The following is a 25,728-nucleotide window of genomic DNA, read 5'->3' as shown; positions in this document are numbered from 1 at the left end:
AAAATGCCAGGCGCGATGCCTGGCATTGTGTGTAGCCCATCCCAACCGGGATGGCGAATCAGAACGGCAATTTCATGCCCGGCGGCAGTTGCATGCCGGCAGTCATGCCGGACATCTTGTCCTGGCTGTTGGCTTCGATCTTGCGCACTGCGTCGTTGACGGCGGCGGCGAACAGGGCTTCAAGCATTTCCTTGTCGTCTTCGCTCAGGCCTTCGACCACGCTTGGGTCGATGCTGACGCGCTTGATGTCGTGGCGGCCGGTCATGACCACCGTCACCATATCGCCGCCGGACTTGCCGGTGACTTCGGCGTTGGCCAGTTCTTCCTGCATCTTGGCCATTTTTTCCTGCATCTGCTGCGCCTGCTTCATCAGGCCGGCCATGCCACCTTTCATCATGGGAATCACCTCGAAAGTACTTGGATAAACACCGCGTCCGGCCATTCAGCCCGACGCTTTCAGTTATGAGCCCTGAGTAACCGGGGCCTCGACAGGTTCGATAGTATCGTGACGAACCACGGCGCCGAACTGTTGCATCATCTGCTGGATGAACGGATCACTGTGGATCGACTCCTCGGCTTCGCGCTGACGGTCGGCACGGCGGCGGGACGCGGCCTGGGCCGGGGTTTCCTGCTCAGGCTTGATCAGTTCGATGTTCAGCGTCAGGGTGCGCTGGTGGTACTGGTTCAGCGCATCGTTGAGGCGACGCTGCTGGGTGGCATTGAACAAGGCGCTGTGGGCCGGGTCCAGATGCAGCAGCCAGTGATCGCCTTCCACGGCGATCAACGTGCAGTTGGCCGCGATGCTGCCGGTCATGCCGGTAATCGGCAGTTTCGGGAACAGCTCCAGCCATTGCAAGGCCAGCCCGGTGGCAGGCATCGCCGCCGGCTCCGGCTCGGGTTCCGGTGCTGGTTCAGCAGCGTGTTCGCTGGCCAGCTCGTCCAGATAGCTGTAGGCCGAATCCATGTCCGGCTCTATGTAATCCTCATCCAGCGGCGGCTCGTCATCCAGGTCCATACCCGGTGTGGCGTCATCGACGTCGGCCACTGTCGGCTCAGGCACCGGGGCGGCGACCCACTCGGGCGCATCCGGCACCACGCTGTCGGGCGTCGGCAGGGGCATCGGTGGCAGTTCGGGCTGCTCGGCGGTGGTTTCCAGCACGGGTTCCACTGCGGGCTGCTGGACGATCTGCGGCTCGACCGGATCATTCCAGGGCAAGTCGATGACCGCTTCGGCGACCGGCTCAGGCAATGCCTCGACGACCGGTTCAGGCTCGGGTTCAATTGGCGCAATGACAGGCACCGGAGCCGGTTCGGCCATAGGTACCACTGCCGCCGGAGCAGAAGCCACTGCCGGCGCAACGACAGGCGCGGCAGCCACTGGCTTGGCGGAATCAGCTGTGGCCTGGCTGATCCCCACTGGCTTTAGCGGTTGCCTCGGGGCGTCCGCCGTGTCGGCCGGTCGGAACGCCAGCATTCGCAACAAGACCATTTCGAAGCCGCCTCGCGGATCCGGCGCCAGGGGCAAGTCACGACGGCCGATCAGGCCCATCTGGTAATAGAACTGCACGTCTTCGGCCGGCAGCGCCTGGGCCAGGGCCAGTACGCGATCACGGTCGCCATGACCGTTGTCGACACCCTCAGGCAAGGCCTGGGCAATGGCGACCCGGTGCAGCACATTGAGGATCTCCGAAAGCACGCCATTCCAGTCCGGGCCCTGCTCGGCCAGGTGACGCACCGCTTCGAGCAACGCCTTCGCGTCACCCTCGATCAACGCATGCAACACGTCATAGACCTGGCCGTGATCGAGGGTGCCGAGCATCGCCCGCACATCGGCGGCCATGACCTTGCCTTCACCGAAGGCAATGGCCTGGTCGGTCAGGCTCATGGCGTCACGCATCGACCCATCGGCAGCGCGGCCCAGCAGCCACAGCGCATCGTCCTCGAACGGAACGTTCTCGACGCCCAGCACGTGGGTCAGGTGCTCGACGACCCGCTCCGGCGTCATGTTCTTCAGGGAGAACTGCAGGCACCGCGACAAAATCGTCGCAGGAAGTTTCTGCGGGTCGGTGGTCGCCAGTATGAACTTGACGTAGGGCGGCGGCTCCTCGAGGGTCTTGAGCAGCGCATTGAACGAATGGCTGGAGAGCATGTGCACTTCGTCGATCAGATAGACCTTGAAGCGCCCACGGCTCGGCGCGTACTGCACGTTGTCGAGCAACTCGCGAGTATCTTCGACCTTGGTGCGGCTGGCGGCGTCAATCTCGATCAGGTCGACGAAACGACCTTCGTCGATTTCCCGGCACACCGAACACTCGCCGCAAGGCGTAGAGGTAATGCCGGTTTCGCAGTTCAGGCACTTGGCGATGATCCGCGCGATGGTGGTCTTGCCCACGCCACGGGTACCGGTGAACAGATAGGCATGGTGCAGCCGCTGGCTGTCCAAGGCATTGATCAGGGCCTTGAGCACATGGGTCTGGCCGACCATTTCGCGGAACGAGCGCGGACGCCACTTACGTGCAAGAACCTGATAACTCATCGAAAACCGTCGCAACGAAGGAACATAAGCGGCTAATGCTAGCGGAGCAGGGGCGAAATTGCATCCGGTGTGCTTGTCTAATCTGTCTAAGCTTGAATCTGGGACTCGGTTGTCGACAGGGTTTTGCACAGTCAGGAGAGTTTATGCGCTCAGCCATGGGGGCTTTGCTGATGTTAGGGACCGGTTGTTTGGCTGACGAAGTACCACTGCGCTTTGCCATTACCGACGGCTGGGCCATGCCCATGGTACAGATCGAACGAGGTCGCCCGACCCAGGGCATCCTTCCCGACATCATGACCAGCCTGGCGACCCAAGTGGGTATGCCGGCGGAATTTCACGTCCTCTCCCGCGCCCGGATGGACGGAGCCATGAAGCAGGGTGAAATCGACGTACGGTGTTATGTCAGCCCCGACTGGGTGAGTGAGGGCGGCAATTATTTGTGGAGTGTCCCACTGTTTTTCCAGCGTGACGTGCTCGTCGGCACGGCGAACGCCCCCGCAGCGGTGACGCTGGCGACGCTGGCGCACCAGTCCATAGGCACCGTGCTGAGCTATACCTACCCGACCTTGCAACCCTTTTTCGATGGCGGCCAACTGCACCGTGACGATGCCCGTAGCCAGGAACAAGTACTGGCGAAACTGCTGGCCGGCCGCTATCGCTACGCGGTCACTAATCAATGGGCACTGGACTGGTTCAATCAACGGCATAACGCTGATCGGCAGCTACATGAGGTGGCATTGCTCCAGGAACAGCAGTTGAGCTGTTACGTGCGCGACGATCCGAAAATCCCGGCACAACGCATTTTGCGCACCTTGCTGAAAATGAAAACGTCGGGAGAGATCGACGCAATCATCCGGCTCTACACTGGCCGCAGGGACACGTCGCAGGCCGAAGCCGGTTCGCCTTGAACGCCCGGCCGCTGCCGCCATTGCAACGGCGGGATAAAATCCGTCACCCAACCAGGGACTTGCTCGGCCGGCATGGGCCGGGCAATGAAATAGCCTTGAGCCACCTCGCAGCCCAGGCGCAGCAACAGTAGCCCATGTTCGAGGCTGTCCAACCCCTCCGCGACCACCTCGCGGCCAAACGCCCGGGCCAGGCCGATCACCGCTTCGGTCAGCGCCAGGTCATCGCGGTCTTCGAGAATATCGCGGACAAAGGCCTTGTCGATCTTGATGGTTTGCGTGCGCAGGTGCTTGAGGTCGTTGAGCGAGCAGTAGCCAGTGCCAAAGCCACCCAGTGAAAAGCCTACACCCAACGCCTGGCATGACTGGAGGCACGCGCTGACGTGCGCAAGGTTTTCCACGGCGACGGACTCAACGATCTGCAGATCCAGCATGCGCGGCGACACCGCCGGGTGCCGCTCCAACACCTGCTGCAGCCGCTCGACGAAGTCCTCTCGCTGAAAATGACGCGCCGAGATATTGATGCTCACCGGCCAGCCCTGCCCCGCCTGCTGCCATTGCTGCAACTGGGTCAGCACCTGCTCCATGACCCACTCGCCAATCTCGACGATCAGGTCAGTCTCCTCCACCAGCGGCAGGAACTCCCGAGGCGGCACCAGGCCACGTTGCGGATGCTTCCAGCGCAACAACGCCTCAAGACCAACCACTGTGCCATTGCGCATATTGACCTTGGGCTGGAAGTGCAACCGCAATTCGTTACCCGCCAGCGCCTGCCGGACCCGCTCGACAGTCTGGTAAGTGGCCCGGACCTCCTTGTCCCGGGACACATCGAACAGATGAAAACGATTACGGCCGCTTTGTTTGGCCACATACATCGCCTGATCGGCGTGGCGCAACAAGGTCTCGGCGTTTTCGTTGTCCCACGGGAACAACGTGACGCCAATGCTGGCGAAAACCTTGATGCCTTTACCGTTGATGCCATACGGCATGGACACGGCAATCAACACTCGGTTTAACGCCGCGTGCAATTCCTCCATCCCCCGCACATGGCGTAACACCAGCACGAATTCGTCCCCGGCCAGCCGCGCCACCACGTCCTCTCCACGCACAATGGTGCGCAGCCGCCTGGCGACCTCCACCAGCAATTGATCGCCACTGGCGTGGCCATGACCATCGTTGACGGCCTTGAAGCCGTCCAGGTCGAGCATGCACACGGCCAAGGGAAAGTTTTCCAGCCGGGAAAACTCCAGGGCCTGGTCCAGCAACTCGGACAGATAGGTGCGATTGGGCAATCCGGTCAGCACATCGTGCCCGACCCGCCACTGCAGCGAATGCAACAGCTGGCGCTTTTCGCTGACGTCAAAGCGAATCGCCAGGTAGCGTTCGATTTGCCCGGTCGCATCGTCGATCACCGGCACCAAAGTCGTATCGACCCAGTGCAACGTGCCGTCCTTGGCCCGGTTACAGATTTCCCCTTTCCAGACCTGCCCCAAGGCAATGGTGCGCCACATGGCGCTGAAGAACTCGCCGGGATGCTGGCCGGAATTGAGCAGGCGATGATCGGCCCCCAGCAGTTCCTCACGCCGGTACCCGAACAGTTTACAAAACTGATCGTTGACGTAAGTGATGCGCCCACTCAGATCTGTTTCGGAAAAAATCGCGGCGGCATCAACGGCTCTGCGGTACTTCTTATCCATCGAAGCAGTCATCCATGAGTCAGGCTCATTTGTCGCGCGCGGTTGCACCGCCTCCAGGAAAGGCGAAAATCAACTAGGCTCAAACACCTTGAGAGAAGCTGGGGCACAGACCCCCGGCGGTGCTACCAGAGGGCCCAGGCTCAAGTCTTGTGTCGCGGCAAGAAACACAAGGCCCACTCTTTTCGCACATCCCGGCTCAGAAGCAGGGCACCAAATACCCATGCCAAAGGCCGATTCTACGAAACGCATCACATTTTGCAAAGCAAGGTGATGAATAATGCGGTTGCCTAATGCAAAAAACTGTCGTTAAGTTCTTGATTCTAAATGGGAATTGAGCGATGCAAATTTCAAGTTTGGGTGCGGCCATCAAACGCTATCGCAAAGTAGCGGGGCTTACTCAGGCTGAACTTGGCGAAAAAACCGGTTTTGACCCCAAAACCATCAGCCGCTTCGAAACCGGCACCTACACCCCCAGCATCGAAGCCTTGTTCCTACTTGCCGACGTGCTGGATGTGCAGCTGAAAGCCTTTTTTGCCGACATGGGCGATGAAGACGAACAGCGAGCGTATCTGTTCGGTGTCATACATAGAGCCACCCCGAAGGATCTGGGAAAGCTGATCGCAGCGGTTGACCAGGCCTTGTCCAAGCCTTGATGCAGTCATGAACAAGAGGAATCTGGCCTGTCGGTACAAGCCGGACCAGGCTTCTCTTTGGCGCTCGTTTGCCTGGCTGGCGATTTGTACACAGCCCCACTGCCCTCGATTCGTGGAGTGCTGATCCAAGCGACCTGCGACAGGAGCTCGGTCCGCCGAGGCAAGACGGACCTGTTCCAGTACTCAGCTGCCCTGCCCCGGCCAAAATCCGGACAGCAGAAAGCAACGATCGATATCGATCAGCGAATAATAGGAATAGTTGAAAATTGGCAAACCTTGCGAACGAAGGCTTGGGCGTTATGGAGGCAACCCCACCAGCCACACCCCGGCACACAATGTTCCCGCTGTGGCTGCTTCCTTCCGGATCTGACCAGGTTCACGGGTAATCGTTGCGGGGGGACCGATGGGGTCACCATAACGACGCTCACCTGACGGCGAGCCGCGCCATTGTACCTATCTGACGAGAAGATACAACCGTTCGCGCCGGATAAAAAAACTTAAGATGTTCAAGCACTTGCTGTGGGGGCAAAGCGTGCTTGCGATGGCTTCGGCACATTCGACCTGGGTGCAAGCTGACCCACCGCTTTCGCGAGCAAGCTCGCCCCCACAAGGGATCTGGAGCGAACACTGGATCTGCGGACACTAGAGAACCCATGTGGGAGCCGAGCTTGCTCGCGATGACGGAGGTTCACTCAACATCAATACAAGCTGATCCACCGCCATCGCGAGCAGGCTCGCTCCCACAGGCCTGCTGTGAGTCGTAATAGATTGAATCTTTCAAACAACTACCAATGAGCAACTACGGCCTTGAATCATTGTTGACATTAAATAGCCGGTCATGACGAAGTATTACAAACTACCACTGGGCAGAACGGCCCATACTCACCATTGGAAGCTTGCGCCCGAACTTGAACATTGAAATAGACAGGCCGGGAACCGCCACTGACGCCTATTTCATGTCGGTACCAGCCGCGCCCATCCGGTTTCACTTGGGTTGCGGGAACAAACTGTGGCTGTCCAGTTGCCACCGCAGTTACTTTAAACGTGTGACCCGCAATCTGATCGGGCCGGACATTATCCGAGATTTGCCAAGCCAATATAATGGTGTATTGGCTCTGCCCTGCTTGGGAAAGCCGCCGAGGCGCATTGGGAATAGTTGCCGCTTTATCCATCTCTTCATATTTCATAACATCTTCCATAATAAATATAGCCATCATCCATGGCGGCTTTAGGGTAAAGGAAAGTTTGAATAGAAAACCACTGTCAAAACAAATGGCATCACTTTAACTTCGCTCAACCCCTTTTCGAGAATCGACAATTTATCTGCTGAGCAGACACTTGCAGCGGTAGCAAAATTACATCAGCACCTCATCCGCCCGACCACCCTCCTCCTGGATCACCAGATGGATGAAATGCAGCTTGGTGATGACGGCGGCGGATACGACGAACGGATAGAAGTCCGGCTGCCCCATACTGCGAGACAATTCGTTGAGCATGCCGGCCAGCTCGATCCAGGCGTTGACGAATGACAGGAACGCCGTCCCCCCGGTGTGCTCGGGGTCGTACAGGGTCTCCGGCGGGAAAGGCTGGTAGTCGATATCCATTTCCCGGGCACTCATGCCGAAACCCAGCGCCGTGTCCACCGCGTCCATCATGTGCAGGTAATGGGCCCAGGTTTCCGCCCAGTCTTCCCACGGGTGCATGGTGGCGTAGGCGCTGACGTAATGGGTTTGCCAGTCCAGCGGCGCTCCCTGCTGATAGTGCCGCTCCAGGGCATCGGCGTAACTGGCGCGCTCATCGCCGAACAGCTGGCGAAACGCCTCGAGCCAGTGGCTGTTGGCGACCAGCCTGTCCCAATAGTAGTGCCCTACCTCATGCCGGAAATGCCCGAGCAAGGTGCGATACGGTTCGCGCATCTGCTGGCGCACGTATTCGCGATGGTCATCGTCGGCCTCTTTGATGTCGAGGGTGACCAGTCCGCTGGCGTGCCCCGTGGTCGGAGGCGTGCCATCAGGATCGACGCCGATGAAATCGAAAGCCAAGCCAATGTTTTCATCGACGGTTTTCGGGATAACCGGCAAGCCGAGGGTGATCAGTTGCGCCACCAGACGGCGCTTGGCAGTCTCGACCTTGCGCCAGCGCTCGGGGTTTTCCGGGATCGACAAGTCGGGAATGGTGCGATTCAGGCTGCAGGCGACGCACAAGGCATCGTGGTCATTGGCCGCAAGCAACCAGTTGCACGCCGCCGGGGTGTCGAGGTTGGCGCAACGGCGAAACACCCCGGCTTGCGGGTCGGCGTCCAGCGTCCAGGTGTCGGGCTGCTCGCCGGGCTGCAAGGACGACAGGCGACTTTGCTCCGGCTGATAGCCCAGCGCCGCCAGGCAGGCCAGGCATTGGCTGTTGCGAAAAAACAGCGACTGACCACAGCGACACGCCCAGATTTTGCTGTTACGCGAGCGATCGCCCACAAATGGCGCGGCAATGCGCGAACTCAGTTGTTCAAAGAAGCGGTACATGGCGATCTCCCTGGAGCCTGCAAGACTAGATCATCCTCTGCCCACGATCGTTCCCACGCGTTACCTCGCCGGTGCCCCCGAGCGCTAGCAAGCTCCCTCGCCACAAGAGCCAGCATGTTGCCCGAAGGAGCGCTTCTGATTAAACCGTGAGGCCATGCTTACTCAAAAAGGCCACAAACGCCTCTTCATCCAGCACCTTGAGCCCAAGCTCGTTAGCCTTGGTCAGCTTCGAGCCCGCGCCCGGTCCGGCTACCACGCAATGGGTTTTCGCCGACACGGAACCAGCCACCTTGGCCCCCAGGCTTTCCAGCTTGTCCTTGGCGACATCGCGGCTCATCAACTCCAGCGAACCGGTCAGCACCCAGGTGTGTCCCGCCTCGGGCAGGCCTTCGACGACTTTCTTCTCGCTCAGCCAATGCATGCCAAAGTCCTGCAGCTGCTTCTCGGCAGCTTCGGCCTGCTGACGGTTGGCAGCGATAGCGAAGAACTCACGCACGGCGTTGGCCTGTTTTTCCGGCAGCGCCTGGCGCATGTCGAGCCAGTCGGCACTCATGACCGCTTCGAGTGAACCGAATTTATCCGCCAGTTTCTGCGCCCCGCCCGGCCCGACCGACGGAATGTTCAGCTTGTCCAGAAAACCGCCCAGGGTGGTGCTGGCGGAGAACTCGGCACCCAGCTCGCCCTGGTCCTGGATATCGAGGCCATGGCGCAGCAAGTCCTTGATCACCTGGCGATTGTGCAGGTCTTCGAAGAAGCTGTGGATCTCGTGAGCCACTTCCAGGCCGACATCGGGCAAGTACGTGAGGACTTGAGGCAAAGCTGCCTGCACGCGCTCCAGGGAGCCGAGGGAGCGAGCCAGGACCTTGGCGGTCTCCTCGCCCACGTCCGGGATGCCGAGGGCGTAGATAAAGCGCGCGAGGCTCGGCTTTTTGCTGTCGACGATGGCCGCCAGCAGGTTCTTGCTCGACAGTTCAGCGAAGCCTTCCAGGTCGACCACCTGCTCGAAGGTCAGGGCATACAGATCGGCCGGCGACCCCACCAGTCCCTCGTCCACCAACTGTTCGACGCTCTTCTCGCCCAGACCCTCGATGTCCATGGCCCGGCGCGACACGAAATGAATGATCGCCTGCTTGAGCTGCGCGCCGCAGGCCAGGCGACCGACGCAGCGGTACACCGCACCTTCGCTGATGGTCTCGCGGCCCTTGCTGCGCTTGATCAACTGCGTGCGTTCCACATGGGAGCCACAGACCGGACATTCTTGCGGGATCTCCACCGGCCGGGCATTGTCCGGGCGGCGCTCGGTTATCACTTGCACCACTTGTGGGATCACGTCCCCGGCGCGACGGATAATCACTGTGTCGCCGATCATCAAACCCAGGCGCGCCACTTCGTCCATGTTGTGCAACGTGGCGTTGGCCACGGTCACGCCAGCCACCTTGACCGGCTTGAGCCGTGCAACGGGCGTGACAGCGCCAGTGCGACCGACCTGGAACTCGACGTCCAACAGCTCGGTGAGTTCTTCGCTGGCCGGGAATTTATGGGCGATGGCCCAGCGCGGCTCCCGGGCACGGAAACCCAGTTCACGCTGGGAGGCGATGCTGTTGACCTTGAACACCACACCGTCGATTTCATAAGGCAACGCACTGCGCCGTTCGCCAATGTCGCGGTAGTAATCCAGGCATTCGTCGATACCGTGGGCCAGCTTCAGTTCGCGACTGATGGGCATGCCCCAGGCCTTGAGCTGATTGAGATTGCCGATATGGGTATCGGCAATATCAGCGGTCACCTGGCCGATGCCGTAGCAGCAGAATTCCAGCGGGCGGTTGGCGGTGATCTTCGAATCCAGCTGGCGCAGGCTCCCCGCCGCCGCGTTGCGCGGGTTGGCGAAGGTCTTGCCGCCCGCCTCCAACTGCGTGGCGTTGAGGCGCTCGAAGCCGGCCTTGGACATGTAGACCTCGCCGCGCACTTCCAGCACCGGCGGCCAGCCGCTGCCCTGCAACTTGAGGGGAATGTTGCGCACGGTGCGCACGTTGACGCTGATGTCTTCGCCGGTGGTGCCGTCACCGCGAGTGGCGCCGCGCACCAGCATGCCGTCCTGGTACAACAGGCTGACCGCCAGGCCATCGAGCTTCGGTTCGCAACTGTATTCCACCGCCGCGCCGCCGCCCAGCAGATCGCCCATTGGCAGATCGAGGCCTTCGGTCACCCGTCGGTCGAACTCGCGCATGGTGGTTTCGTCGAAAGCGTTGCCCAGGCTGAGCATCGGGATCTCGTGCCGCACCTGGCTGAACGCCGACAGCGCCACGCTGCCGACCCGCTGGGTTGGGGAGTCGCTGGTCACCAGTTCCGGGTACTGCTCTTCCAGGGCCTTGAGCTCATGGAACAGGCGGTCGTACTCGGCGTCGGGGATGCTCGGTTCATCGAGGACGTGGTAGCGGTAGTTGTGCTGGTCCAGCTCGGTACGCAGCTGTTGAATGCGGGTTTCGACGGCAGTCATGGATGTTCTCTCATAAAGCAAAAGAGCAGCCTAAGCTGCTCATTCTCAATACTTCGATCGCATGTAGGCGCTGTAGGAGCTGACGAGTGCAACGAGGCTGCGATCTTTCCCCAGACACTTGAATCTCAAGCGAAAGGTCAAAAGATCGCAGCCTTCGGCAGCGCCTACAGGGCCAGCGATCTTTGGCCTCAGCGCTTCTGGGTCAGTGCCCGGCGTTCGAATTCGACGATGCGCTGACGGTAGTGCTCGATGGTCTGGGCGGTCAGCACGCTGCGCTGGTCATCCTTCAGTTCGCCGTTGAGTTCCTGGGACAGCTTGCGCGCCGCGGCCACCATCACGTCGAAGGCTTGCTTGGGATGACGCGGGCCTGGCAGGCCGAGGAAGAAGCTCACTGCCGGCGTGCTGAAGTGGTCGATGTCATCCAGGTCGAACACGCCCGGCTTGACCGCGTTGGCCATGGAGAACAACACTTCGCCATTGCCGGCCATGCTTTCGTGACGGTGAAAAATGTCCATCTCACCGAAACGCAAGCCGCTTTCCAGGATGTTCTGCAGCAACGCCGGGCCCTTGAAACCGGCCGGGTCGCGGCAGATCACGCTGATCACCAACACTTCTTCGGCTTGGGCCTGGTCTTTGTCGGCACCCGAGGATTTGTTCTCATCGGGGAAATCGCCGTCACGGCTGCTGAAGCTCGGGCCGCCGTCCAGGTCCAGATTGAGATTCAGGTCACCCTGGGACGGCTCGCTGTTGCGCTTGCCGCGCTTGGAACCCGACTCCCGTGGCTCACGTGCAGGTGCGCTCATCGACGGCAGGTCGTGCTCGTCCAGCTGCGGCTCCTTATGGGTGTCCAGCACCCGTGGCGGCCCCAGCAGCTCGGCATTGCCATCGTCATCCGGCAGGTTCGACAGACTGCGATCAAGACGAAACTTCAGTTTCCCCTTGCCGCCGCGCATGCGGCGCCAGCCGTCGAAAAGAATACCGGCAATGACAATGATGCCGATGACGATCAGCCACTCGCGCAGACCGATTTCCATGTAATCCCGTGCCTCTATAAAAATGCTGAAAAATAAGGGGCTTAGCTATTTGCAAACCGCTTTAAAACGTGGCGCCAACTCTATGTTCTGAATGGCGTTTTGCCCACGCACACGAAAAATTGACATTAAACTAGCACGACCAAAGATAACTTTACACCGTCTGTCGCATAGGCTCGTGCCAATCTGTGAATTGAACAACAAGCCCAAGGGTAAAAAATACCTACAGCGTTCCCAGTAGATGCCCTACAACCCGAGGGTCAGGCATCCACCATCGCCATGGCTTCCTCCACATCCACCGCCACCAGCCGCGAGCAACCCGGCTCGTGCATCGTCACGCCCATCAACTGATCGGCCATTTCCATGGCGATCTTGTTGTGGGTGATGTAGATGAACTGCACCGTTTCCGACATCTCCTTTACCAGCCGTGCGTAACGGCCCACGTTGGCATCGTCCAGTGGCGCATCGACTTCGTCGAGCATGCAGAACGGCGCCGGGTTCAATTTGAAAATGGCAAAAACCAGGGCCAGCGCGGTCAGCGCCTTTTCGCCACCGGAGAGCAAATGGATGGTGCTGTTCTTCTTGCCAGGAGGACGCGCCATGATAGTCACCCCTGTATCGAGTAAATCTTCGCCCGTCAGTTCCAAGTAGGCGCTGCCACCACCGAAAACTTTTGGGAAAAGTGCCTGCAAACCACCGTTGATCTGATCAAAGGTATCCTTGAAGCGGTTGCGGGTTTCCTTGTCGATCTTGCGAATGACGTTTTCCAGGGTCTCCAGCGCTTCCACCAGATCGTCGTTCTGGGCATCCAGATAGCGCTTGCGCTCGGACTGCTGCTGATACTCGTCGATGGCCGCCAGGTTGATCGCCCCCAGCCGCTGGATGCGCAGGGCAATACGTTCCAGTTCTTCCTCGGCCTCCTTCTCGTTCGCCCCGGCCACCAAGGTGGCAAGCACGCCGTCGAGGTCGTAGCCGTCTTCCAGCAATTGGTCCTGCATGGCTTTGCGCCGTACCGTCAGCGCTTGCCATTCCATGCGCTGCTGTTCCATCTGGCCGCGGATCAACTGGGATTGCTGCTCGGCCTGGCTGCGGCGCTTCTCAGCGTCGCGCAGTTCACGGTCGGCGTCTTCCAGGGCAATTTGCGCAGTCTTGAGTTCTTCATCGACGCTCATGCGCTTGTCGAGCAGTTCTTCGAGTTTGAGGCGCAACTCTTCCAGCGGCGCTTCGCCCTCCTCCAGATTGAGGCTCAACTGCTCACGCTTTTCGGTCAGGCGTTCGGACTGCATTTCCAGCCGTTCCAGTGCCTGGCGCGTCGAATCGTGCTGGGCCTTGAGCGAGCCCAGGCGCACCGCCAACTGATGGGCGTGATCCTTATGCTGCCGCGCTTCCTGACGCACCCGGTCGAGGCGTTCGCGCAGGCTGTCGCGCTGAGCCAGCAACAGCTCGCGCTGCTCGGTGTCCAGTGCCATGGCATCGAGGGCCTCCTGCAGTTGCAGGCGCGCTTCGCCGATCTGTTCGTGTTCCAGTGCCCGCTGCTCGCCCAGCTCGGCAATCTCTTCTTCAAGACGGGTGCGGCGCAGGGCCAATTGTTCGACCTTGGCCTTGCCGGCCGACAACTGCGCCTTGAGCTCGCCTTGCTGGCGTGCTTCGTCCTGCAACAGCCGACGCAAGTGTTCGCGGCCGTTCTCCTGTTGACGCTGTTGCGCCCGCAGGTTCTGCAATTCGGTTTCCAGGGCTTCGACGCTGGCCTCGCGCTCTTCGCGCTCGGCACTCAGGCGCTGGATTTCCTGGCCGCGGGCGAGCATGCCGCTCTCGGCTTCGCTGGCCCGGCGCACCCGCAGGAAATGCCGGCCCACCCAATACCCGTCGCGGCTGATCAGGCTTTCGCCGGCCGCCAATTGTCCGCGCAAGGCCAAGGCCTGTTCGAGGCTTTCTACCGGTTTGACCTGCCCCAACCACGGCGACAGATCGACCTGGGCCTCGACTTTATCCAGCAAGCTGCCGGGCACCCGCACGCCGTCACCGGCCGGGCTGAGCAGGCGCAGATCGCCTTGGGTAAAACCCGACAGGTCGAAACCGGCGAAATCGTCCACCAGCACCGCTTGCAGGTCAGCGCCCAGCACGGTTTCCACCGCCAGCTCCCAACCGGCATCGACCTTCAGGCCCTCGGCCAGGCGCGGGCGCTCGGCCAGGTGCTGATCGCGCAGCCATTCGGCGGTGCCGGTGCCCGGGTCCAACGCGGCTTGCTGCAGGGCCTCCAGCGAGGCCAGGCGCCCGTTAAGCCGTTGCAATTCGCCCTGGGCCTGCTGCTGGTTCTGCAAGGCCAGTTGCAAGGCCTGGCGCAGTTGCTCAAGCCGTTCGACCTGGGCGTCTTCGCTGGCCTGCAAATCTTCAAGCGTGGCTTCGCTGGCGGCCAGTTGCTCGCTCAGATCGAGGATCGCCGCATCTTCCGGATCCGCCGCCAGCAAGGCACGCTCTTCGGCCAGACGGCGCTGACGGTCGGCCAGGCGCTCCATGCTGGTTTCCAGCTGCTGGATGCGCGACTGCTGGACCTCAGCCTGACGCCGTGGCTCGGCCGAGGTCAGGTTGAAACTGTCCCACTGCTCTTGCCAACCGTGCATGGTCAGCTCGGCTTCTTCCAGGGCGGCGGCAGCCTCTTCGGCGGCGGCGCTGGTGATTTCCTGCTCCGGCGTGAGCCGGTCCAGCTCTTCGCCGAGGGTCAGCAGCAAAGTGCGGTCGTGGCCCAGGTGGGATTCGGTTTCCAGGCGCGCCCGCTCGGCTTCCTTCAAATCATCCTGCAACTGCCGCAGTCGTTGCTGACCGTGCTGAATGCTCTGTTCGACCCGGGCGATGTCGCCGCCCACCGAATAGAAGCGCCCTTGCACCAGGTTGAAGCGTTCGGACAGGTCGTGGTGGCCGTCCCGCAGGCGCTCGATGGCGGCATCGGCGTTGCGCTGTTCAGCCACCAAGGCTTCGAAGCTGACCTCCTGGTTGCCAATAACCGCCTCGCGCTGGCCGACCTGCTCGTTCAACGCCTGCCAGCGCAGGGCCGAGAGCTGGGCCTTGAGCTGACGCTCCTCGCCCTTGTATTCCTGATACTTCTTGGCGGCCTCGGCCTGTCGGTGCAAGCGCTCAAGCTGACGTTCGAGCTCTTCACGCAGGTCGGTCAGGCGCGCCAGGTTTTCGTGGGTGCGGCGAATGCGGTTTTCAGTTTCGCGTCGCCGTTCCTTGTATTTGGAAATACCGGCGGCTTCTTCGATGAAGTTGCGTAGATCTTCGGGCTTGGCCTCGATCAGCTTGGAGATCATGCCCTGCTCGATGATCGAATAGCTGCGCGGCCCCAGGCCGGTGCCGAGGAAAATATCGGTGATATCGCGACGCCGGCATTTGGTGCCGTTGAGGAAATAACTGTTCTGGCTGTCGCGAGTCACTTTGCGACGAATGGAGATTTCCGCATAGGCGGCGTATTCGCCGACCAGGGTGCCGTCGGAGTTGTCGAACACCAACTCGATGCTGGCCTGGCTCACCGGCTTGCGGCTGGTGGAGCCATTGAAGATGACGTCGGTCATCGATTCGCCGCGCAGGTTCTTGGCCGAACTCTCGCCCATCACCCAGCGCACGGCGTCGATGATGTTCGACTTGCCGCAACCGTTGGGCCCGACCACCGCCGCCATGTTACTGGGGAAGTTCACCGTGGTCGGGTCGACGAAGGATTTGAACCCCGCCAGCTTGATGCACTTGAGTCGCACGTCAGGCCGCCGTCAGGGCAGAAACCACCAGATCGCAACTGCGCTGGGCGTAGGCCGTGAGCACGATGCGGATCTGCGGCAAATCACGGGCCAGCACGGCGGTGAGCAGGCGCTGGAACAACTCGAGGAATTCACTCATTTCCGCCTTGCGCTGTTCCAGGGCGAGGAAATAGGCACGGCTCATGGCCGGTTGCAGGTTCTCGACGGTTTCCTGCAAGTACGGGTTGTTGGCGAAAGGATACGCGGCGCGCATCACGCTGAAGCTTTCGTCGACAAAGGTGCGGATGTCCTGGCGCGCAAAGGCGTCCTTGAGCCGCTGCTGGATGGCCACGAACGGCGCCATGTCGGCCTGATCCTGCCAACCATGGGCCACGGCATTGCCCAGCAGGATGTACAGCTCGCTCATCAACGCACAGAGACTGCGCACATTATGTTCGGTGAGCTCGGTGACGTGGGCGCCACGGCGCGGCAGGATGGCGATCAGGTGACGTCGCTCGAGAATCAACAGGGCCTCGCGCACCGAGCCGCGGCTGACGTTGAGTGCCAGCGTGACCTTTTGCTCCTGGATGCGCTCCCCCGGCTTCATTTCGCCGCGAATGATGCGTTCGGCGAGATGGTGGGCGATTTGCTCGGCGAGGCTGTCCGGGGCCTTGAACGTCATGGTTGTCCTTCAAACTCTTCGATTTGCACAAGCGGCGCAGTGTAGCGCACTCAATACGTCATGGCGCAGGGCCTGCACCGGGTTTTGGCACGATATAAGCAATTTTTTCAGTAGTGCAGACCTTGTGGGAGCGGGCTTGCTCGCGAAGAGGCCAGTCCGTGAGCGAGAAATTTTCCGACACAAACGCCGTCTTCGCGAGCAAGCCCGCTCCCACATGGATTTGCGCTTAACTGATAGAAGTAGGACATCGCCCAAGGACCAATACCCGAACCCCATTGTTCATCGACAAAACAGATTTTCCTGACCTTAAAGTCAGAAAATCATTGACCGTAAAGTCAGAACTGATAAATTCAGCCCAAGTCGATACAACAATAATGAGTCTGCGAGGCCTTCCGTGATCCAGTTTTTACTCAACCAGGAACTCCGTAGCGAGCACGCCCTGGACCCGAACCTGACCGTGCTCAACTATCTGCGCGAGCATGTCGGCAAACCCGGTACCAAAGAAGGCTGCGCCAGTGGCGACTGTGGCGCATGCACCGTGGTGGTGGGCGAATTGCACACGGACGAAACCGGCCACGAGCGCATGCGCTATCGCAGCCTCAATTCATGCCTGACCTTCGTCTCGGCCCTGCACGGCAAACAACTGATCAGCGTCGAAGACCTCAAGCACCAGGGCCAGTTGCACAGCGTCCAACAAGCGATGGTCGATTGCCACGGTTCGCAATGCGGCTTTTGCACACCCGGCTTCGTCATGTCGTTGTTCGCCCTGCAAAAGAACAGCGAGCAAGCCGACACCCACAAAACCCACGAAGCCTTGGCCGGCAACCTGTGCCGCTGCACCGGCTATCGGCCTATCCTGGCCGCCGCCGAGCAGGCTTGTTGCGGCAAGCAACCGGACCAGTTCGACGCCCGCGAGGCCGAGACCATCGCCCGCCTCAAAGCCATCGCCCCGACCGAGACTGGCGAACTCAACAGCGGCGACAAGCGCTGCCTGGTGCCGCTGACCGTCGCCGACCTCGCCGACCTCTACGACGCTTATCCCCAGGCGCGCCTGTTGGCCGGCGGCACGGACCTGGCCCTGGAAGTCACCCAGTTCCACCGCACCCTGCCGGTGATGATCTACGTGGGCAACGTCGCCGAACTCAAGCGTGTCGAACGCTTTGACGATCGCCTGGAGATCGGCGCCGCCACGGCGCTGTCCGATTGCTACGAGGCCCTGAAAGCCGAATACCCGGACTTCGGCGAACTGCTGCAGCGCTTCGCCTCGCTGCAGATCCGCAACCAGGGCACCTTGGGCGGCAACATCGGCAACGCTTCACCGATTGGCGACTCCCCGCCCCTGCTGATCGCCCTGGGTGCGCAGATCGTGTTGTGCAAGGGCCAGACCCGTCGCACCCTGGCGCTGGAAGACTATTTCATCGACTACCGGGTCACCGCCCGTCAGGAAAGCGAATTCATCGAAAAGATCATCGTCCCGCGGGCCAGCGCCGAACAGGCGTTCCGCGCCTACAAGGTCTCCAAGCGCCTGGACGATGACATTTCCGCGGTGTGCGCGGCATTCAACCTGCGCATCGACAACGGCGTGGTCCGCGACGCTCGCGTGGCCTTCGGCGGCATGGCCGCGACGCCCAAACGCGCCACGCATTGCGAAGCCGTATTGATCGGTGCGCAGTGGAACGACAGCACCATCGAACGCGCCTGCGCCGCCCTGGCCGAAGATTTCACGCCGCTGTCGGACTTCCGCGCCAGCAAGGAATACCGCCTGCTCAGCGCCCGCAATCTGTTGCGCAAATACTTCATCGAACTGCAAACGCCGCACATCGAGACTCGGGTGACCGCTTATGTCTAACCATCACGCCGTAGAGAAGACTCAAGTCGAATTGGCCGAGCTGTTCGCCCGTGAGCTGACCACTGGCGTGGGCCGCAGCGTCAAGCATGACAGCGCCGCCAAGCATGTGTCCGGCGAAGCCCAGTACATTGATGATCGCCTGGAATTCCCTAATCAGCTGCACGTTTACGCCCGACTTTCGGACCGCGCCCACGCCCGGATCATCCGCATCGACACCGCGCCCTGCTACGCCTTCGAAGGCGTGCGCATCGCCATTACCCATGCAGACATCCCGGGGCTCAAGGACATCGGCCCGTTGCTGCCCGGTGATCCGTTGCTGGCCATCGATGACGTGCAGTTCGTCGGCCAACCGGTGCTCGCCGTCGCCGCCAAAGACCTGGAAACCGCACGCAAGGCCGCGCTGGCCGCCATCGTCGAATACGAAGACCTGGAACCGGTGCTGGATGTGGTCGAGGCCCTGCGCAAACGCCATTTCGTGCTCGACAGCCATACCCATCAACGGGGTGATTCGGCCACGGCACTGGCCAGTGCCGAGCATCGCATCCAGGGCTCGCTGCACATTGGCGGCCAGGAACACTTTTACCTGGAAACCCAGATCTCCTCGGTGATGCCCACCGAAGACGGCGGCATGATCGTCTATTGCTCGACCCAGAACCCCACCGAGGTGCAGAAACTGGTGGCCGAAGTGCTGGGTGTGTCGATGAACAAGGTCGTGGTGGACATGCGCCGCATGGGTGGCGGCTTCGGTGGCAAGGAAACCCAGGCCGCCAGCCCGGCATGCCTGTGCGCAGTCATCGCCCACCTCACCGGCCAGCCAACCAAGATGCGCCTGCCCCGGGTCGAAGACATGCTGATGACCGGTAAGCGCCACCCGTTCTACATCGAATACGACGTGGGCTTCGACAGCACCGGGCGCCTGCATGGCATCGCCCTGGAACTGGCCGGCAACTGCGGTTGTTCGCCGGACCTGTCGGCCTCGATTGTCGACCGGGCGATGTTCCATGCCGACAACGCCTATTACCTGGGCGATGCGACCATCAATGGCCATCGCTGCAAGACCAACACCGCGTCGAACACCGCCTATCGGGGGTTCGGCGGGCCGCAAGGCATGGTCGCCATCGAAGAGGTGATGGACGCCATCGCCCGGCACTTGGGGCTCGATCCGCTGGCGGTGCGCAAGGCCAACTACTATGGCAAGACCGAGCGCAACGTCACCCACTACTACCAGACCGTCGAGCACAACATGCTCGAGGAAATGACCGCCGAACTTGAAGAAAGCAGCCAGTACGCCGAGCGTCGCGAAGCGATTCGTCGTTACAACGCCAATAGCCCGATCCTGAAAAAAGGCCTGGCGCTGACCCCGGTGAAATTCGGTATTTCGTTCACCGCCAGTTTCCTCAACCAGGCAGGTGCCTTGATCCACATCTACACCGACGGCAGCATCCACCTGAACCATGGCGGCACCGAAATGGGCCAGGGCCTGAACACCAAGGTCGCGCAAGTGGTGGCCGAAGTATTCCAGGTGGAAATGGACCGCGTGCAAATCACCGCGACCAACACCGACAAGGTGCCGAACACTTCGCCGACTGCCGCCTCCAGCGGCGCCGACCTGAATGGCAAGGCCGCGCAGAATGCCGCCGAAACCATCAAGCAGCGCCTGGTGGAATTCGCCGCGCGGCAGTACAAGGTCAGCGAGGAAGACGTGGCATTCCACAATGGCCATGTACGGGTACGCGATCACATCCTGACGTTCGACGCGCTGGTGCAGCAGGCGTATTTCGCCCAGGTCTCGCTGTCGAGCACCGGCTTCTACAAGACCCCGAAAATCTACTACGACCGCAGCCAGGCCCGGGGTAGGCCGTTCTACTACTACGCCTTCGGCGCGGCGTGTGCCGAGGTGATCGTCGACACCCTCACCGGCGAGTACAAGATGCTGCGCACCGACATCCTTCACGACGTCGGCGCCTCATTGAACCCGGCCATCGACACCGGCCAGGTCGAGGGCGGCTTCATCCAGGGCATGGGCTGGCTGACCATGGAAGAGCTGGTGTGGAACGACAAGGGCAAGCTGATGACCAACGGCCCGGCCAGCTACAAGATCCCGGCAGTGGCTGACATGCCGCTGGATCTGCGGGTCAAACTGGTGGAGAACCGCAAGAACCCCGAAGACACGGTGTTCCATTCCAAAGCCGTCGGCGAGCCACCGTTCATGCTCGGCATCGCCGCGTGGTGCGCGATCAAGGACGCCGTAGCGAGCCTGGGGGATTACCGGCACCAACCGAAAATCGACGCGCCGGCGACACCGGAGCGGGTGTTGTGGGGGTGTGAGCAGATGCGCGGGTTGAGGGTGGCGAAGGTTGGGGAAGCTGAAACCGAGCTGGCTTCGCTCTAAGACCGCGGCGCGGCCTTCGCGAGCAAGCCCGCACCCACAGGGGACCGCGATCCAAATGTGGGAGCGGGCTTGCCCGCGAAGGCGGCCGAACAGACAACAGAAATGTTGAGGTGGAATATGTACAACTGGATCAGCGCCCTCGCCGACCTGCAAGATCGCGGTGAACCCTGCGTACTGGTGACGATCATCGAAGAGCTCGGCTCCACACCACGCAACGCCGGTTCGAAGATGGTCATCAGCGCCAGCCAGACCTTCGACACCATTGGTGGCGGGCACCTGGAATACAAGGCCATGGAACTCGCCCGGCAAATGCTCGCCAGCGGCCAGCAAAGCACGCATCTGGAGCGCTTCAGCCTCGGCGCCAGCCTGGGCCAATGCTGCGGTGGCGTGACGGTGTTGCTGTTCGAACCCATGGGCCAGGTGCAGGCACAAATCGCCGTGTTCGGCGCTGGCCACGTCGGCCGCGCCTTGGTCCCGCTGCTGGCAAGCCTGCCCTGCAAAGTGCGCTGGATCGACTCCCGGGAGGCGGAGTTCCCCGAACACCTGCCCCACGGCGTGCGCAAGATCGTCAGCGAAGACCCACAGGATGAAATCGACGACTTGCCCGCCGGCAGTTACTGCATTGTCATGACCCACAACCATCAGCTCGATCTGGAATTGAGCGCCGCGATCCTCAAGCGCAACGACTTCGCCTACTTCGGCCTGATCGGCTCGAAGACCAAGCGGGTAAAGTTCGAACACCGCCTGCGTGATCGTGGCTTCGACAGCAGCGCCTTGCAACGCATGCGTTGCCCGATGGGCATTGGCGAAGTCAAAGGCAAGTTACCGGTGGAAATCGCCATCTCCATCGCCGGTGAAATCATCGCCACCTATAACGCCGATTTCGGCCAGCACACCGCCCGCGCCGAACCGATTGCCAAGCTGCTGCCGGCCTCGCGCCGTAGCCAGGCCAATCGTTAATTCATTGTTGAGAAGTTCCTCATGCCCCTGACACGCAAAGCCTACCGCGCCGCCCTGCTCCACAGCCTCGCCGACCCCGCCGAAGTTGGGATCGAAGCGTCCTATGAATATTTCGAAGACGGTTTGCTGGTGGTGGAGAACGGCCAGATCAGCGCCATCGGCCCTGCCCATGACCTGCTGCCAACCCTGGCGGCGGACATCGAGATCAACCATTACCCGGACGCGCTGATCACCCCAGGCTTCATCGACACCCACATCCACTTGCCGCAGACCGGCATGGTCGGCGCCTATGGCGAGCAGTTGCTGGACTGGCTCGACACCTACACCTTCCCCTGCGAAAGCCAGTTCGCCGACCAGGCCCATGCCGATGCGGTGGCCGATATTTTCGTCAAGGAACTGCTGCGCAACGGCACCACCACCGCACTGGTATTCGGCAGCGTCCATCCGCAATCGGTGAACGCGCTTTTCGAAGTGGCCGAGAAACTTGACCTGCGCATGATCGCCGGCAAAGTGATGATGGACCGCAACGCCCCGGACTACTTGACCGACACCGCCGAATCCAGCTACACCGAAAGCAAGGCGCTGATCGAGCGCTGGCACGGCAAGGGCCGCCTGCATTACGCCGTGACCCCGCGTTTCGCGCCTACCAGCACCCCGGAACAATTGACCTTGGCCGGTCAACTGCTGGGGGAATATCCAGACCTGTACATGCAGACCCACATCAGTGAAAACCTGCAGGAGGTGCAGTGGGTCAAGGAGCTGTTCCCGCAGCGCAAGGGTTATCTGGACGTCTACGACCATTACCAGTTGCTTGGCGAGCGTTCGGTGTTTGCCCACGGCGTGCACCTGTGCGACGACGAATGTGCGCGCCTGGCCGAGGCCGGTTCGGCCATCGCGTTCTGCCCGACCTCGAATCTTTTCCTGGGCAGCGGCCTGTTCAACCTGCCGATGGCCGAGAAGTACAAGGTGAACGTGGGATTGGGCACGGATGTGGGCGGCGGCACCAGTTTTTCGCTGCTGCAAACCCTGAACGAAGCCTACAAAGTGATGCAGCTACAGGGCGCGCGGTTGAGCCCGTTCAAATCGCTGTACCTGGCGACTCTGGGCGGCGCCCGGGCCCTGCGCCTGGAAGAGCGGATCGGGACTTTGCAGCCGGGCAGCGATGCGGACTTCCTGGTACTGGACTACAACGCCACGCCGCTGTTGAGCTATCGCCTGAAGCAGGCCAGGGACATTGCCGAGAAGTTGTTTGTGTTGATGACGCTGGGGGATGACCGGACGGTGATGCAGACTTATGCGGCTGGCAGGTTGGTGCATCAGCGGTAGATTTTTATCGCCTGCCAAATCGCCTTCGCGAGCAAGCCTGCTCCCACATTTGGAATGCATTTCAATGTGGGAGCAGGCTTGCTCGCGAAGGGCGCGACTCGGTATGACTGGCTCAACCCATCAAAGCTTGGCCGTCGACCGTCCCGGTTTCTTGCTCTGCAACAAATGCGAAAACACCGCATGCAAATCATCCGACGCACTTTCCTCGTCGAGGTTGAGTTTGCTGTCGATGTGGTCCATGTGATGCATCATCAGGTCCACGGCCAGCGTGGCGTCGCGGGCCTCGATGGCGTCGATCAACTGGGTATGTTCATCGTAGGAACAGTGGGAGCGGTTGCCGCTTTCGTATTGGGCGATGATCAACGAAGTCTGCGACACGAGGCTGCGCTGGAAGCTGATCAGCGGGGCGTTCTTCGCCGCTTCGGCCAGCTTGAGGTGAAACTCGCCCGACAGGCGGATGCCGGCGCCACGGTCGCCACGGGAGAAACTGTCGCGCTCGTCGCTGACCATCTGCCGCAGTTCGGCCAACTGCTCAGCGGTGGCGTGCTGCACCGCCAACTCGGTGATCGCCCGCTCCACCAGACGCCGGGCCATGAACACCTGGCGGGCCTCTTCGACACTCGGGCTCGCTACCACGGCACCGCGATTGGGCCGCAACAACACCACCCCTTCGTGGGCCAGGCGTGACAGCGCCCGGCGGATGATGGTGCGGCTGACCCCGAAAATCTCCCCCAGCGCCTCTTCGCTCAATTTTGTACCGGGCGCCAGGCGCTGTTCGAGGATGGCCTCAAAGATATGCGCATAGACAATATCGTCCTGGGTTCCGCTGCGGCCGGCTTTACCTGCTCGCGGTTGTTTCTTGAGGGGCTGCAACTGTTCGTTCATGGGCACTCGAGTCGGGAGAACTGCGGCGAATTGACCGTGACTGTAATACGGCACAGCGGATCGCTGGCAAGTATCGCGTAAAAAACAGCCCGATTGTACACAACCTCTGATGGCAACACGACTGTACGGCTGTTTGCAGGCATGGCTGTATTGCAATCGGCTCCTGGGTTGAGTTTAGGCTTAAACCCGCAACCTGTGGCTCCTCCAAGCCCGTCAATCTACAACAAGGACCATCGCACACCATGACCGAAGTCACGACCACTCCACTTCGCCCACTGGCCGACACCTCGCCCTCGGCGATTGTCGCCGGGTTCATCGCGATGATGACCGGCTACACCAGTTCCCTGGTGCTGATGTTCCAGGCTGGCCAGGCAGCCGGGCTGACCAGTGGACAGATTTCCTCGTGGATCTGGGCAATTTCCATCGGCATGGCGGTGTGCTCCATCGGGCTGTCGCTGCGTTATCGCACGCCAATCACCATCGCCTGGTCGACTCCCGGCGCGGCATTGCTGATCACCAGCCTTGGCGGTGTCAGTTATGGCGAGGCCATCGGCGCCTATATCACCTGCGCGGCGCTGGTGACGATCTGCGGCTTGACCGGCAGTTTCGAACGCCTGGTCAAACGCATTCCGGCATCACTGGCGGCGGCATTGCTGGCAGGGATCCTGTTCAAGATCGGCAGCGAGATCTTCGTCGCCGCACAACATCGCACCGGCCTGGTGCTGGGGATGTTTTTCAGCTATCTGATCGTCAAGCGCCTGTCGCCGCGCTACGCCGTGCTGGCGGCGCTGCTGATCGGCACGGCACTGTCCGGCCTGTTGGGGCTGCTGGACTTCAGCGGCTTTGCCCTGGAAGTCGCAACGCCAGTCTGGACCACTCCGCATTTCTCCCTGGCGGCGACCATCAGCATCGGCATTCCACTGTTTGTGGTGGCGATGACCTCGCAGAACATGCCGGGCATCGCCGTGCTGAGGGCCGACGGTTACACCGTGCCGGCCTCGCCGTTGATCACCAGCACCGGCATCGCCTCGTTGCTGCTGGCCCCGTTCGGCTCCCATGGCATCAACCTGGCAGCCATCAGCGCAGCCATCTGCACTGGGCCTCACGCCCATGAGGACCGCAACAAGCGTTACACGGCGGCGGTCTGGTGCGGAGTTTTCTACGGCTTTGCCGGGGTGTTCGGCGCGACACTGGCGGCCTTGTTCGCGGCGCTGCCCAAGGAGTTGGTGCTGTCCATCGCGGCGCTGGCGCTGTTCGGGTCGATTATCAATGGCCTGAGCATCGCCATGAGCGAAGCCAAGGAACGGGAAGCAGCGCTGATCACCTTCATGGTCACGGCGTCGGGACTGACGCTGTTTTCCATCGGGTCGGCGTTCTGGGGGATTGTGGCCGGGGTGTTGACCTTAGTGATTCTGAACTGGCGTAGCGCCTGACGGCTAAAAGCTTCGCGAGCAAGCCCACTCCCACAGCAGATCTGTGTCGCCCACATAACTCCTGTGGGAGTGGGCTTGCTCGCGAAGGCGGCCTGACAGACAACCAGTAAATGACAGGCACAAAAAAACCGGCGCCCAAACGGGCTGCCGGTTTTTGAACATCAAGCGACCGGATTGATCGGCTTTTCCGGGTACCAGACGTCCATCAGCGGGCTGACTTCAACGCTGGTCAGCTCAGGACGCGCCTTGAGCCAGGCTTCAACGGCTGCACGCTGCTCTTGGGTCACCGAGCCACGCTTCTGCAGGCAAACCAGACCGTAGTCGTCGCCGCCGACATAGCCCAGGCCGTTGGCTTCCATGGCTTCTTTGAGGAAAGCATCGAGGAAAGCGTCAATAGCCTCATCGGCCAGATCTTCTTTGAAATCCAGGTTCAGTTCGAAACCCAGCTCTTGAAATTCATCCACGCACAGCTTTTTGCGCAGACGCTGGGAACGGTTAGTCGCCATTGGAACAATCCTCATAAGTAATAACGGCCGGCACTTTACCAGTTTGGTGCGTCGATTGCCCGACTGATCGGGCGCATTCGCCCTACCGTCGGTAAAAAATAGCCCCCCCAAGGGCTCAGGCACGGCACAAGC

Annotated in this window: 18 protein-coding genes and 1 other RNA gene; 7 read left to right on the top strand and 12 right to left on the bottom strand. The window is 61.0% G+C overall.

What is annotated here, in order from left to right:
• Positions 1-58 precede the first annotated feature (58 nt).
• The gene (locus EPZ47_RS09305; RefSeq protein ID WP_003183512.1) at positions 59-397 is read right to left on the bottom strand and encodes a YbaB/EbfC family nucleoid-associated protein; all 339 of its coding nucleotides are present in this window, start codon (positions 395-397) and stop codon (positions 59-61) included.
• Between the two features lie 63 nt (positions 398-460).
• Positions 461-2,536 carry a DNA polymerase III subunit gamma/tau gene (gene dnaX / locus EPZ47_RS09300; protein WP_135844501.1) on the bottom strand — a complete coding sequence of 692 codons (2,076 nt, stop codon included), beginning with the start codon at positions 2,534-2,536 and terminating at the stop codon, positions 461-463.
• 143 nt (positions 2,537-2,679) lie between these two features.
• On the opposite strand from dnaX, the gene EPZ47_RS09295 reads away from it, so the two are divergent.
• Positions 2,680-3,444: a substrate-binding periplasmic protein gene (locus EPZ47_RS09295; protein ID WP_135844500.1), complete on the top strand. Its 765-nt coding sequence runs from the start codon at positions 2,680-2,682 to the stop codon at positions 3,442-3,444.
• Here EPZ47_RS09295 and EPZ47_RS09290 read toward each other — a convergent pair.
• Positions 3,396-5,138: a putative bifunctional diguanylate cyclase/phosphodiesterase gene (locus EPZ47_RS09290; protein WP_135844499.1), complete on the bottom strand. Its 1,743-nt coding sequence runs from the start codon at positions 5,136-5,138 to the stop codon at positions 3,396-3,398. The two genes, EPZ47_RS09295 and EPZ47_RS09290, sit on opposite strands and share 49 nt — an antisense overlap.
• A 338-nt stretch (positions 5,139-5,476) precedes the next feature.
• On the opposite strand from EPZ47_RS09290, the gene EPZ47_RS09285 reads away from it, so the two are divergent.
• Positions 5,477-5,791: a helix-turn-helix domain-containing protein gene (locus EPZ47_RS09285; RefSeq protein WP_135844498.1), complete on the top strand. Its 315-nt coding sequence runs from the start codon at positions 5,477-5,479 to the stop codon at positions 5,789-5,791.
• 309 nt (positions 5,792-6,100) lie between these two features.
• On the opposite strand, the gene ffs is transcribed toward EPZ47_RS09285, so the two are convergent.
• From ffs to EPZ47_RS09250, 7 genes are all read right to left on the bottom strand, one after another.
• Positions 6,101-6,197: signal recognition particle sRNA small type (ffs, locus tag EPZ47_RS09280), an RNA gene on the bottom strand.
• Between the two features lie 430 nt (positions 6,198-6,627).
• Positions 6,628-6,978, bottom strand: coding sequence for a hypothetical protein (locus EPZ47_RS09275; protein ID WP_135844497.1), 351 nt, complete (start codon positions 6,976-6,978; stop codon positions 6,628-6,630).
• Between the two features lie 168 nt (positions 6,979-7,146).
• Positions 7,147-8,307 carry a zinc-binding metallopeptidase family protein gene (locus EPZ47_RS09270; protein WP_135844496.1) on the bottom strand — a complete coding sequence of 387 codons (1,161 nt, stop codon included), beginning with the start codon at positions 8,305-8,307 and terminating at the stop codon, positions 7,147-7,149.
• 139 nt (positions 8,308-8,446) lie between these two features.
• Positions 8,447-10,804, bottom strand: a complete 2,358-nt coding sequence (ligA, locus tag EPZ47_RS09265; protein WP_135844495.1) for an NAD-dependent DNA ligase LigA — start codon at positions 10,802-10,804, stop codon at positions 8,447-8,449.
• A gap of 188 nt (positions 10,805-10,992) precedes the next feature.
• On the bottom strand, positions 10,993-11,838 hold the full coding sequence (gene zipA / locus EPZ47_RS09260) for a cell division protein ZipA (protein WP_135844494.1): 846 nt from the start codon (positions 11,836-11,838) through the stop codon (positions 10,993-10,995).
• A 257-nt stretch (positions 11,839-12,095) separates the two neighbouring features.
• A complete protein-coding gene (smc, locus tag EPZ47_RS09255; protein WP_135844493.1) occupies positions 12,096-15,584 on the bottom strand; it encodes a chromosome segregation protein SMC in 3,489 nt (1,162 codons plus the stop codon).
• A gap of 1 nt (position 15,585) precedes the next feature.
• The gene (locus EPZ47_RS09250; RefSeq protein ID WP_135844492.1) at positions 15,586-16,245 is read right to left on the bottom strand and encodes a GntR family transcriptional regulator; all 660 of its coding nucleotides are present in this window, start codon (positions 16,243-16,245) and stop codon (positions 15,586-15,588) included.
• A gap of 394 nt (positions 16,246-16,639) precedes the next feature.
• Between EPZ47_RS09250 and xdhA the strand changes: the two genes are divergently transcribed.
• The 4 genes from xdhA to guaD all read left to right on the top strand — a co-directional run bounded on the left by xdhA (position 16,640) and on the right by guaD (position 22,772).
• The gene (gene xdhA / locus EPZ47_RS09245; RefSeq protein ID WP_135844491.1) at positions 16,640-18,094 is read left to right on the top strand and encodes a xanthine dehydrogenase small subunit; all 1,455 of its coding nucleotides are present in this window, start codon (positions 16,640-16,642) and stop codon (positions 18,092-18,094) included.
• Complete coding sequence (xdhB, locus tag EPZ47_RS09240; protein WP_135844490.1) at positions 18,087-20,486, top strand: xanthine dehydrogenase molybdopterin binding subunit; 2,400 nt, start codon at positions 18,087-18,089, stop codon at positions 20,484-20,486. Before xdhA ends, xdhB begins: the two co-directional genes overlap by 8 nt.
• Positions 20,487-20,603: 117 nt before the next feature.
• Entirely contained in the window at positions 20,604-21,446 is an 843-nt protein-coding gene (gene xdhC / locus EPZ47_RS09235) for a xanthine dehydrogenase accessory protein XdhC (RefSeq protein WP_135844489.1), read from the top strand.
• A 21-nt stretch (positions 21,447-21,467) separates the two neighbouring features.
• Entirely contained in the window at positions 21,468-22,772 is a 1,305-nt protein-coding gene (gene guaD / locus EPZ47_RS09230; RefSeq protein ID WP_135844488.1) for a guanine deaminase, read from the top strand.
• 120 nt (positions 22,773-22,892) lie between these two features.
• Here guaD and EPZ47_RS09225 read toward each other — a convergent pair whose 3' ends face one another.
• A complete protein-coding gene (locus EPZ47_RS09225) occupies positions 22,893-23,657 on the bottom strand; it encodes a GntR family transcriptional regulator (protein WP_003183531.1) in 765 nt (254 codons plus the stop codon).
• A gap of 242 nt (positions 23,658-23,899) precedes the next feature.
• Here EPZ47_RS09225 and EPZ47_RS09220 point away from each other — a divergent pair, with 242 nt between their 5' ends.
• Positions 23,900-25,090 (top strand): benzoate/H(+) symporter BenE family transporter, encoded by a 1,191-nt coding sequence (locus EPZ47_RS09220; protein WP_135844487.1) that lies wholly within the window; start codon positions 23,900-23,902, stop codon positions 25,088-25,090.
• Positions 25,091-25,251: 161 nt separating this feature from the next.
• Here EPZ47_RS09220 and EPZ47_RS09215 read toward each other — a convergent pair whose 3' ends face one another.
• Positions 25,252-25,596 carry a YggL family protein gene (locus tag EPZ47_RS09215; RefSeq protein ID WP_025212695.1) on the bottom strand — a complete coding sequence of 115 codons (345 nt, stop codon included), beginning with the start codon at positions 25,594-25,596 and terminating at the stop codon, positions 25,252-25,254.
• Positions 25,597-25,728: the final 132 nt, after the last annotated feature.

The organism is Pseudomonas viciae, assembly GCF_004786035.1.
GTDB classification, from domain to species: domain Bacteria; phylum Pseudomonadota; class Gammaproteobacteria; order Pseudomonadales; family Pseudomonadaceae; genus Aquipseudomonas; species Aquipseudomonas viciae.
The sequence above is the reverse complement of the archived record's forward strand: the minus strand, read 5'-3'. Positions and strand labels throughout refer to the sequence as shown.

Excerpts from the sequence above, each read along its gene's own strand:
- EPZ47_RS09305 (WP_003183512.1), bottom strand. The coding sequence starts at position 397 with ATGATGAAAGGTGGCATGGCCGGCCTGATGAAGCAGGCGCAGCAGATG.
- dnaX (WP_135844501.1), bottom strand. The coding sequence starts at position 2,536 with ATGAGTTATCAGGTTCTTGCACGTAAGTGGCGTCCGCGCTCGTTCCGC.
- EPZ47_RS09295 (WP_135844500.1), top strand. The coding sequence starts at position 2,680 with ATGCGCTCAGCCATGGGGGCTTTGCTGATGTTAGGGACCGGTTGTTTG.
- EPZ47_RS09290 (WP_135844499.1), bottom strand. The coding sequence starts at position 5,138 with ATGGATAAGAAGTACCGCAGAGCCGTTGATGCCGCCGCGATTTTTTCC.
- EPZ47_RS09285 (WP_135844498.1), top strand. The coding sequence starts at position 5,477 with ATGCAAATTTCAAGTTTGGGTGCGGCCATCAAACGCTATCGCAAAGTA.
- EPZ47_RS09275 (WP_135844497.1), bottom strand. The coding sequence starts at position 6,978 with ATGAAATATGAAGAGATGGATAAAGCGGCAACTATTCCCAATGCGCCT.
- EPZ47_RS09270 (WP_135844496.1), bottom strand. The coding sequence starts at position 8,307 with ATGTACCGCTTCTTTGAACAACTGAGTTCGCGCATTGCCGCGCCATTT.
- ligA (WP_135844495.1), bottom strand. The coding sequence starts at position 10,804 with ATGACTGCCGTCGAAACCCGCATTCAACAGCTGCGTACCGAGCTGGAC.
- zipA (WP_135844494.1), bottom strand. The coding sequence starts at position 11,838 with ATGGAAATCGGTCTGCGCGAGTGGCTGATCGTCATCGGCATCATTGTC.
- EPZ47_RS09250 (WP_135844492.1), bottom strand. The coding sequence starts at position 16,245 with ATGACGTTCAAGGCCCCGGACAGCCTCGCCGAGCAAATCGCCCACCAT.
- xdhB (WP_135844490.1), top strand. The coding sequence starts at position 18,087 with ATGTCTAACCATCACGCCGTAGAGAAGACTCAAGTCGAATTGGCCGAG.
- xdhC (WP_135844489.1), top strand. The coding sequence starts at position 20,604 with ATGTACAACTGGATCAGCGCCCTCGCCGACCTGCAAGATCGCGGTGAA.
- guaD (WP_135844488.1), top strand. The coding sequence starts at position 21,468 with ATGCCCCTGACACGCAAAGCCTACCGCGCCGCCCTGCTCCACAGCCTC.
- EPZ47_RS09225 (WP_003183531.1), bottom strand. The coding sequence starts at position 23,657 with ATGAACGAACAGTTGCAGCCCCTCAAGAAACAACCGCGAGCAGGTAAA.
- EPZ47_RS09220 (WP_135844487.1), top strand. The coding sequence starts at position 23,900 with ATGACCGAAGTCACGACCACTCCACTTCGCCCACTGGCCGACACCTCG.
- EPZ47_RS09215 (WP_025212695.1), bottom strand. The coding sequence starts at position 25,596 with ATGGCGACTAACCGTTCCCAGCGTCTGCGCAAAAAGCTGTGCGTGGAT.